This window comes from Dickeya sp. ws52 (assembly GCF_007210685.1).
Taxonomy (GTDB): domain Bacteria; phylum Pseudomonadota; class Gammaproteobacteria; order Enterobacterales; family Enterobacteriaceae; genus Dickeya; species Dickeya chrysanthemi.
The window spans coordinates 1-9,864 of the sequence record NZ_SZVX01000038.1 but is presented as its reverse complement, the minus strand read 5'-3'; the positions used below and the strand labels follow the sequence as shown (position 1 = coordinate 9,864).

Here is a 9,864-nt window from a genome sequence, read left to right as displayed (position 1 = left end):
CCCAGTGGATCAACCCAACTTACCGGGTTTTTGACATACGCATAGAGGTTAAGACCACCTCTTATCCCTATCGGGTCCGGCGAGACATAACACCCACCGGCCGGGTCGTAGTACCGAAAGCGGTTATAGCACAGCCCGCTTTCGCTGTCACGGAGCTGCCCGGCGAAGGCCAGGCCGGGGTCCGGACTTTCCGATTTTTCTGTCTGACGCTGGCCCCACAGCGTGGCTGTCGGTGCCTGCCAGCGCAGGGTGCCGTCCGGTGTGAACAGTGCCTGCGGGGTACCGTTCTGGCTGCTGGTCACAAAATCCGTTTCCCAGTCGCCGCCGGTGTGCTGGCGTTGCTGTACCACCAGCTCTCAGCCGTTGTACACCCAGTGACGACGCTGTATCAGCTGGCCGTGGCGGTAGTGGCGGATTTCCGCTATCTGGTCGCCGTCCCACAGGTAGCGGGTCTCTTCGGCTTTCTGGTCGCAGCGTTTGCCCACCCGGCGGCCGAACGGGTCGTAGCGGTACAGCCAGCGCTCGCCGGTCGGGGTATCTACCACCCGCAACTGGTTGCGGCTGTCCCAGCGGTACTGCCACACCTGCGGGCGGTAGCCCGGCTGCACCACCTGTTTACGGATAAGCCGTCCGGCCCTGTCGTACTGGTAATGGGTGTCATCGTGCTGCACCAGTCGGCCAGACTGCCACTCGGTGAGGCGGCCCGCTTCCTGCGGCAGACCGGTGCGGGTGTAGTGGAAACGGGCGGTGGTGTCTACCGGTTTGCCCGCGCCGCCGCTCAGCACTGCCTGCACCCGGCCGGTGGCGTCCAGCCGGTAACCTTCGGCGTCGCGGTTGTGACGCACCCCGGTCAGGTTACCGGCGCCGTCGTAGCGGTATTCCCGCGTCTGGGCTGCCAGCAGGTGGCCGTCGTGCTGTGCGCCGCTCATCTCCCGCGTCAGCCAGCCCATCACGTCGTATTCCCGCTGCTGGGCAAAACCGCTGCCACCGGTACGAAGCGACTCGCGGCCCGCCGCGTCCTGGGTCAGGGTCAGGTCGGCACCGTCCGGCAGCTGCACCTGCCGCAGCTCGCCGGTACGGGTGTAATGGAACAGACTGGTGAGCGGCGCGAGGGCGTTTGTCGTGTCGTCCGCATCGCCGTCCCAGGTCAGGGTGCGGGTGACGGTGCGGGTCGCGTCATCAACCTGGCGGGTGAGCAGCGTGCCGTTGTGCCATTCACGCACCACCCGGTCGCGCAGGTCGTAGTCCAGTTGCACATGGGCGGTGGCCGACGAGACCTCGGTCAGGCGGCCCACCGCATCGTACCGGTAGTGCAGGGTGTCGTCCGGCGCGGTCTCACGCAACAGCAGCCCGCGGGCGTCGTACAGGAAGTGGCGGGTGTCGCCTTCGCCGTTGCGCACGCTGACGCACAGGCCGTCCTCGTCGTAGCCGTAGTGGGTCTCGGTGCCGGTCATGTCGCGCTCGCGGATGACCCGCCCGTCGGCGTCCAGCCACCACTGCCAGCGGCTGCCGTCCGGCGCGGTGACGGCTATCAACTGCTGGCTTTCCCTGTCGTAGTCGTAGCGCCAGGTGCGGCCTTCGGCGTCGGTGCGCGCGGTCAGCAGGTCGAACGGCCCGAAGCTCTGACGCCACAGCGCGCCGTTGCCGTCCACGTAGCTCAGCAGGTTGTTATGGCGGTCGTACTGGCGCTGCTCTTCCTTGTCATCCGGGCGTATCAACTGCTCCGGCAGCGTCCAGCTGGCCCGGCGGTAGCCGAGCCGGAAACGGGCGCCGTCCGCCCGTTGCCACTGCACCACCCGGTCCTGCCCGTCGTAGCGTAACTGCCGGGTGCGGCTCTCGGCGTCGGTGGCGCTCAGCAGCCGCTGACGGTGGTCGTACTGTAACCGGGCCTGCACCTCACCGGCGGCGTCGCTGACCTGGGTCAGCAGGCCGTAGCGGTTCCAGGTGAATCGTACCTCGCTGGCATCCGGGCCGGTGAGCCGTTCCGGGTTGCCTTCAGCGTCGTACACCCAGCCCCACTCGCGGCCCAGCGGGTCGGTCACGCCGCACAGCCGCTGCGCCTCATCATAATCGTACTGCCACTGGTGGCCGCTGGCGTCGGTAAAGGTGCTGACCCGCCCGGTATCGTCCAGATAGCCGAATTCGACCACCCGCCCGGCGGGCGAGATTTCCCGCAGCAGGTTGCCGACCTCGTCGTAGTCGTAGCGGGTGACGTGACCGAGCGGGGAGGTTTCCCAGCTCATCAGGTGCAGGTCGTTAAAGCCGAATTCGCTGCGCTGGCCGAGGCCGTCGGTCATCACTACCCGGTCGGGCAGGTAGTCGAAGCGGGCGGTCAGAAAGCCGTCGGCACAGGTGGTATAGACACAGCGCCCCTGCGCGTCGTACTCGTAGCGCGCCCAGGTCTGGTCGTTGTCGTGCCAGCGGGTCAGCCGATGGGCGGTGTCGTACTCGTAATAAAGGTGATAGGCGTGGGTGGCGTCCGCTTCCACCAGCCGCCCCTGTTCGTCCTGGCGGTATTCGGCCAGCAACGTCTTCTGACCGCCATCGATGCGTTGTATCTGGTGCAGGAATTCGCCCTGCCATACCAGCAGCAGGGTGACGCCGTCGCTGTGGCGCACCTGGCGCAGGTAGCCTTTCGGGTCACGCACCAGCTCGATGCGGTTGTCGTGGCTATCGTGAAGGGCCGATAGCCACCGGCGCTCGCCCTGTACCACACTAAAGTCGCGCCAGGTCTGCTGGTCGCGGTGCCACAGGCTGAAGCCGTCGCCCCGGCGGTGCAGGGTAAATTCAGGGTAGTGCGGGCAGTACACCGCCTGCACGTCCTGATGGAAGGTGAAATCGATGTCGTAGCCCTGCGCCAGCGTGATGACCACGTGGGTGTTGAGGCCGTCGCGCGTTACCGTCGCCACCTCGCTCCAACTGTCGTGCCAGCCGCGGCCCAGCAGCCCGACATGCCCGGAGGCGGAGCGATAGGTGCGCTCGAACACCAGCGGCAACGTCTGGCCCAGTTCGATATCGGTACGGGATTCAATCACCTCGCCGCTGGCGATATAGACCGGGTCTTTCAGGAACGCCTTTACTGCTGCCTTGACGCGCGTCAGCCCACTGCTGGCTTTGAAAGCCTGACTGGCACAAGATGATTTATCCGCGAGGCGACCGGCAATCCACTTTGCCCCTGCTCTGGAGCCGCGTAGTACTGCCTTGGGACCACGGATAAACAGCTTTCCCAGCCCCTTCAACATACCCCGGCTGGGCGGCACCAGAAACTCCACCGCAATCAGCAGCGCTTTTTCCCACCAGCTGAATTCGTCGGCGATGTCCAGATAGGTGCCCTGCCCGGAGCCAAAGAATACCGTTGAGGCGCCTTCTTTGATAGTGGCGCCACACACGGTTTTATCGTCGATACGGGCGGCTGGCGCGTCGTTCACGAACACCGACTCGCTGCCCTGGGCAATCAGTTGCGGACTGTTGTGCCTGGTGCAGGCGACGGTGTCTTTCGTGGCGCGGGCCACCGGCTGTTTTTCGACAAACACGTTGCCCGAGCCCGCCGCCACCGGCCCGAAGGCCGGTGACGCACTGTCCACCATCGCCGAGACCTTGTTGGTGACGGCGGAAATCAGGTCACCGGCAGCAAACACCGCCAGTGCCCCGACAGCCGCCACTGCCAGCCCGCCGGTGACGCCGACCAGAAACACCGCCGCGGCCGCGACGGCCGCGGCGACCAGCGCCCCGGCCACGGCACCGGCCAGCGCGCCGAGAAAACTCTTGTGTTTGATGGTCTTGCCCGGCGAGGTTGGCGGTTTACCCTGACAGGGTTGCGGCCGGTCGGCGGGCGGGTTGGGACGGTTTCCGGCATGCATGGCCCCCACCCGGGCCACCCGGCTCAGAATATCGTTGAGCATCGTGACTCCCTTCAGGACGCGGCGTTAAACGTCTCGATAACCGCCAGCAGCGCGGCTTTCTGTTCATCCTTCAGCTCACCGGCGGCGGTAACGGTAAAGGTCAGCAACAGCTCGCCGCGCACCTGCATCACCACCACCTGGTGCATCGGGCCTTCCGGCGAGCGCCAGCTGTACTCCAGTCCGCGCGCGGGTTGACCATCCAGCGTCAGTTCCCAGGCGGCGCGCTCCTGATAGCCCTTCAGGTGGGCGGAAAATTGTGACAGCGTCTGTTCATAGACGGTGTCCGGCGACAGGCCGAATTCAATCGGTGTGCGGTTGACCACCAGATTGGCGGTATCGCCCGGCAGCACAAACACGTGCAGCGACTCGTCGCGCCAGCCCGTCGGAATAGCCAGGGTGCCTTCGTTCATCTGATACATGCGTGCTGCTCCCTCAGTTCAAATCGATACGGGTGCCGTTCAGCACCAGTCCTTTACCGGTAATGGAAATGTTGCCGTCCTTGTCGATGGCGATGAAGCCGCCGGCGGTGGCAATCAGGATGTCGCCGCTCTGGGACTGGATGGCGATATTGTTTTTCACCTGCAGCGACTCGTTGTCGTCGACGGTGGTGTGGCGGTTTTGGGTGACGGCGACGGTCTGCTCACCCTGAATCTCGGTGACCTGATTTTCCTTCACCGACACCGTCTGGTTGTGCTGCACCACCACGGTCTGGTCGCCGCCGACATTCTCGGTATGGCTGGCGTTGACCGATGTACTGCGGTTATTCAGCACCACGGTGTTCATGTCCTTCTGGGCGTGGATAAACACCTCTTCCTGCCCGGCCTGGTCTTCAAAGCGCAGCTCGTTAAACCCGGCCCCTTTATGGGTACGGGTGCGCAGCGAGGTGCGGGTCTTGCTGGCCGGCAGCGGATACGGCGACGGGTTGGTGGCATGGAAGGTCCGCCCGGTCACTATCGGCTGGTCCGGGTCGCCCTCCAGAAAGCTCACCACCACTTCATGACCGATACGTGGAATGGCGATTAACCCGTACTGCCCACCGGCCCAGCCCTGACTGACCCGCACCCAGCAGGAGCTCTGGTCGTCGCTGGCACCATAGCGGTCCCACGGGAATTGCAGCTTCACCCGGCCAAACTCGTCGCAGTAAATCTCTTCCCCTGTCGGGCCGACCACGGTGGCAATCTGCGGGCCGTCCACCATCGGCTTGTACGGCATGGACGCACGCCAGGTGGTGGTGGCCTTCACCACCTCGAAACTGTTGCTGATGGTGGTCGGCTCGCCGCCACTTTCTTCTTCCAGCGCCTGCGGCTGCTGACCGCTGTGGGTCACCGCCACCACCTGCCAGGCCAGATTAAATGCCGGGTTCGGGTGCTCGGTGAGGGTAAAGGTGCTGCCCGGCATCAGTTCGGCGGCGTTGGATTCGCCGCTGCCGGTCATCGCCCCGGCGCGCAGCGCGTCCAGCCGGTAGCCGGTAAACGCCTTGCCGCTCGGGTCCTGCTTGAAGCGGCCGGGATAATCAAAGTGCTGGTAGGATTCGCGCTGGTGCGCCAGTTCGTTGCTGGTTTTCTTGTGCGACAGACCATACGCCGGGGTTTTGAAGCTGTAATCCTTCAGTTCCACCTCAGCCGTGCTCACCGCCTCGGCATAACGGAAACGGCGGACATACGCCCCTTCGGTCAGCCCTTGTGTTGCCAGGTTAAAAAACAGCTCGGGGCCTTTGGTCAGCGCACCAGCGTCATCGGCAAACACCACCCGGTGCTTGCCGGCTTCGAATTCGTGGAAGTAGAACAGCCCTTCTTCCGCCGCCAGCCGGTTGATGAACGCCAGGTCGCTTTCGCGGTACTGCACGCAGTATTCACGGACGGCGTGGTCATGGCGCAGGGCAAAGGCAAAGTCGCTGATACCGGCTTCCTGCAACAGTTCGGTGATGATCTCATCCGGTTTTTGGGTCTGGAAAATACGGGCGTTGGTGCGCAGACCGAGCCGCCACAGCGCCGGGCGCACCTCGGCCTGATAGCGGGTGCGGCGAAAACCGGTGTCGCCCTGGGCAAAGCGGCTGACGATGCCACTGACCCGGCGCTGCAGCTCGCCTTCGTACCACACCAACAGCTCGCACGGCTGGTCCAGCACCGCGCCGAAGTGGATGCCGGGTAAGGCGCTTGCCAGATTGAGCGACAGCGCAAACGGCTGGTTCAGCGCCTCGCTCAGTTCAAAATCCACCACCGCGAACGTCGTTTCCGGCAACGCGCCGACCTTCACGGTAAACTGCAATCCGGTACTGTTAGCCACCTGGCTTCCTCCTAATTCCCTGTCTGCGTCCGCCCTCAGCGATAACCGTCGCCATCGCTCAGGGCAGGCTGAAAACGACAACACCCGGACCGGAGTCCGGGTACGGCGTAATTACGCTTCGATCGGCGCGCGCCAGTCGTCAGAGCCGGAAGTGCCGGCGACGGTGTGCTCCCAGTCCACCTTGCGGTAGGCCAGCGACACTTCGATCAACTGGGTGTAATCCTGCTTGGACGGGTCCTGGCAGTGCGGCATCTGGCTGTTGATGTCGACGATGGTGGCGTCGGTCAGGGTGGTGGTGAAGAAATGCTCCTGCTTGCCTTCAACAGAGGTGCGATACCATTTCAGGGTCACGGTCGGCAGCATTTCGCCGGAGGCCAGCGCGTTATACAGCAGCGGGACGGCCTTGTTTAGGGCGACGGTGAACTTGAACGGTTTGTGCACGCGCTGACCGGCAGGCTGGCCGGACTGCGGGTCGGTCGGTACGGTCACGACGTGGTTGAATTCCTGAACCAGCATCTCATCTTCGTGACCCTGCACGTAGATGTTGCCGACGGAGTCGGAGGTGAAGGCACCGGCGGTGATGTTGCCCTGGGTTTTCCCTTCGATGCTGATATAGCATGGAGTTGGCATAGTCTTGCTCCTTGTTGTTGAACGGTTAGTGTAACTTCAGGGTTTCTTTAGCAATTCTCATACCAACTTTTATCTTATTGTTTTTAAACATAATTAACCTAAGTCAAATTTTCCCTAAGTCAAATTTGAGCAAAAAGTTGCGCAGACCTCGCGAAAAAACGGCATCCATTGCGCAAACAGGGATTTATGCTGGAAAGTGAGCAAGAAATTGCGCAGATTTTGTGATTGTTCTGATGGTGGTTGTTTAGTGAGCGGGTGTCATCCGTTTTTATGTGATCGTTATCACGTAATGTGTTCTGTGCGATCACCGGATCCTGGCGGAAGAGTGTGCGTCGGGGCGAGGCAGACAGAATAAAAAGGGCCGCGCGTTTTACTCATGACATCATCATCTGGGGAGGTGACGCCCCGAGCTGTCATTTCAGTTTGGTCAGTGATGGATACATTCTTTTTTAATACGGCAAAACAGGGCAGGGAAGTCATCGAAATGCGACGTATTAGGCTGGCGTGATACTTTTTCGTGAAAGTGTCAGACTTGGTTTTTTATGCAGTGTAGCGAAAAGGATATTCTGAAATGGTTTTCTGAACGTATTCTGAAATGCAAAGGGCTGCATACGCAACCCCTTGATAAATTTGGCTCCTCTGACTGGACTCGAACCAGTGACATACGGATTAACAGTCCGCCGTTCTACCGACTGAACTACAGAGGAATCGTTGGAACGGGGCGCATCTTATCTGTGCGCCCTTAGACTGTCAACGGGCAAAACAGACATTCTGCACCGACTGCTGGGCTTCTGTACAATCCGCAGGATTCGTCGCCGTTTGGGTGATAAATCCGGCGACTTATTGCTTTGTTTGCCAGCGCTGCAGCCGTTCAAGCGGGTTCTGTCGGTAAAAACCGCAAAAATTTCGATATACCGTTGGGAAACGCTCAGCTAATAAATCCGGCGCGCTAAAGAAATATTCAGACAGCACGGCGAAACACTCTGCCGGGTCGGTAGCGGCGTAGGGATCCATGCTGGCGGCGTCTTCTCCTACCAGCTCAATTTCTTCGCGCAGTGCTTCCATCGCGGCATGTAGCGTTTGCTCCCATTGGGCGATTTCGCGGAGTGGCATCGATGGCACACCGGAAGGACGTTCATTACCTCGCCTATCCAGTTTATGCGCTACTTCATGGATGACCAGATTGAACCCGGAAAGGTCAAATGAATCTTGAATCTCCAGCCAGTTCAGCACGATAGGCCCCTGATCCCAGCTTTGCCCAGACTGAATACTGGGGCCGCTATGCACCAAACCGTATTCATCCATCCATTCGTCATCGACTCTGAAGGGTTCAGGGTGGATGAGAACGTCATGAAAGCCATCAAGCCACTCGATGCCCAGTTCCAGCACCGGAAGGGCAAACAAGAGCGCGGTGCGTTTTGCCATTAGCTCGGTAAGTACCAGCCCCTGTAACGGCACCAGACGTTTCTGCCGCAGAAACTGTCTGGCCACCATGACGATGTGCTGCTGCTCAGGCTCGGCCAGCGGTGTCAATAACGGGATTGACAATGCCGGTTGCCAATCCAGAAACGCATCGGGGGTGGGGGATTTCCATTGCCACTTCATCATGGTGTTGCTCGCTAAGTCATCACTTGAATTCAAAGGCGTCGGTTTGTTCTTGTTAACATGCCATAAAACAGGGCATTATAAGCACCACTTTCGCGGAGAGATGCCGGAGCGGCTGAACGGACCAGTCTCGAAAACTGGAGTAGGGGCAACTCTACCGGGGGTTCAAATCCCCCTCTCTCCGCCACTCATCCTTTAAATTCAATAGTTTACCGTTAAGTTTTTCTCGTGTCCTGCATCAGGTAGTGCATTAAAAATCCATTAGTAACAGCCTTTTCTGCTGCACTCATTTCTATCATGTTGCATTCCTCTGAGCATTCATTTTTATCTCCTCTGGCTCACACTCTCAAAACAATTTTACTTTAGGTCATTGTTAGCACGAGAAAATCTGCTCCGGCTGACGTGTGAGATACGTTAGGGATTAATGGGGTATAAATGAAAGCCCGCGATACCATGAAGGCTGAAAAACAGATTTTAAGTTAAGCACTTATCAGAAGAACAGTATAGGCAATCAGTAAATTTCTCTGAGATGTGGTGTGATCGAGTGATTTGCGAACATTGGTCAAGTAACCAGCAAAAGGTGGGCCAGATCACATTCAATTCTTCAATGCCCCACCTTGGGCTGCCGGAAACCTTTTTTCACTTTCTCTATAGTGTTGAATGAGATAGCTTTATTACAATTCATAAACAACATTAGTTGGGCAAACAATGACAACACAGAAGTCCATAGAAGAGACCAAGAAAGCGTTGCAAGAGTGGTTTGATGTCAGTCGTTACGATGGTCTGAAAGATCTCACCTTAGAACAAATATATGCTGAGCTTGAAAGGCGGATGTTTGCTTACAAAACTAGGCAGCAGTGGGCTACAGCAGGCGATGAGAACCGCATGCAGGCTATTTATCATGATGCTCTAATCCATTCTGGTAAGGTCTTATGTGAAAACCAATGGATCTCTGATAGCCATAAACTAGCCCATAGCTATGCAGTCAGGCCAATGACAAGGAATTCGTTGTTCAACTATGGGCGGGCTATGTATCGTCTGGAAAACACTGACCCGAAAGATGATGTTTCAGTGAGTTCGGAATACATTTCTGAATACCTGATACAGGGAGGTCTGAACCCTTCTCACAAGATGCTGATTGAAATTGATTTGGAAGAAGCCAGTAGCGACGATCTGGCAGAACATCTAAAGGTATTGATTACTGAATGGCAAAAGCACCTCAAAACGCCTAAGCCACCTAACCGAATTTTTCGTTTTGGTCATAAAACCTTTCAAAGAATACTTGATTACAAAGTAATCCCTTTAATGGATTTGATTGCATGGGAACAGCTCTACAACGACGGTAAGACCATACCGTTCACCATTTTAGGGTGTGTCCCGTAACTGTTTTTTGTACAATCAGGGACATGATTTCATCACAAGAAGTGCTTTAATTTGGCTC

Annotated in this window: 4 protein-coding genes, 2 tRNA genes and 2 pseudogenes; 2 read left to right on the top strand and 6 right to left on the bottom strand. The window is 58.6% G+C overall.

What is annotated here, in order from left to right:
- The 6 genes and pseudogenes from FDP13_RS21270 to mtfA form a co-directional block, all read right to left on the bottom strand.
- Positions 1–3,902 (bottom strand): annotated as a pseudogene (locus FDP13_RS21270) (RHS repeat-associated core domain-containing protein); the annotation flags it as partial.
- Between the two features lie 11 nt (positions 3,903–3,913).
- Entirely contained in the window at positions 3,914–4,321 is a 408-nt protein-coding gene (locus FDP13_RS21265) for a DUF1795 domain-containing protein (RefSeq protein WP_143840359.1), read from the bottom strand.
- Between the two features lie 13 nt (positions 4,322–4,334).
- Entirely contained in the window at positions 4,335–6,188 is a 1,854-nt protein-coding gene (gene tssI, locus FDP13_RS21260; RefSeq protein ID WP_143840358.1) for a type VI secretion system tip protein VgrG, read from the bottom strand.
- Between the two features lie 111 nt (positions 6,189–6,299).
- Positions 6,300–6,818, bottom strand: a complete 519-nt coding sequence (locus FDP13_RS21255; protein WP_143840357.1) for an Hcp family type VI secretion system effector — start codon at positions 6,816–6,818, stop codon at positions 6,300–6,302.
- 631 nt (positions 6,819–7,449) lie between these two features.
- Positions 7,450–7,525: transfer RNA gene (locus FDP13_RS21250), tRNA-Asn, on the bottom strand.
- Between the two features lie 133 nt (positions 7,526–7,658).
- A complete protein-coding gene (gene mtfA, locus FDP13_RS21245) occupies positions 7,659–8,426 on the bottom strand; it encodes a DgsA anti-repressor MtfA (protein WP_012770259.1) in 768 nt (255 codons plus the stop codon).
- 94 nt (positions 8,427–8,520) lie between these two features.
- On the opposite strand from mtfA, the gene FDP13_RS21240 reads away from it, so the two are divergent.
- Positions 8,521–8,610, top strand: a tRNA-Ser gene (locus FDP13_RS21240).
- 521 nt (positions 8,611–9,131) lie between these two features.
- A pseudogene (locus FDP13_RS21235) lies at positions 9,132–9,791 on the top strand (DUF6387 family protein); the annotation flags it as partial.
- Between the last annotated feature and the right edge of the window lie 73 nt (positions 9,792–9,864).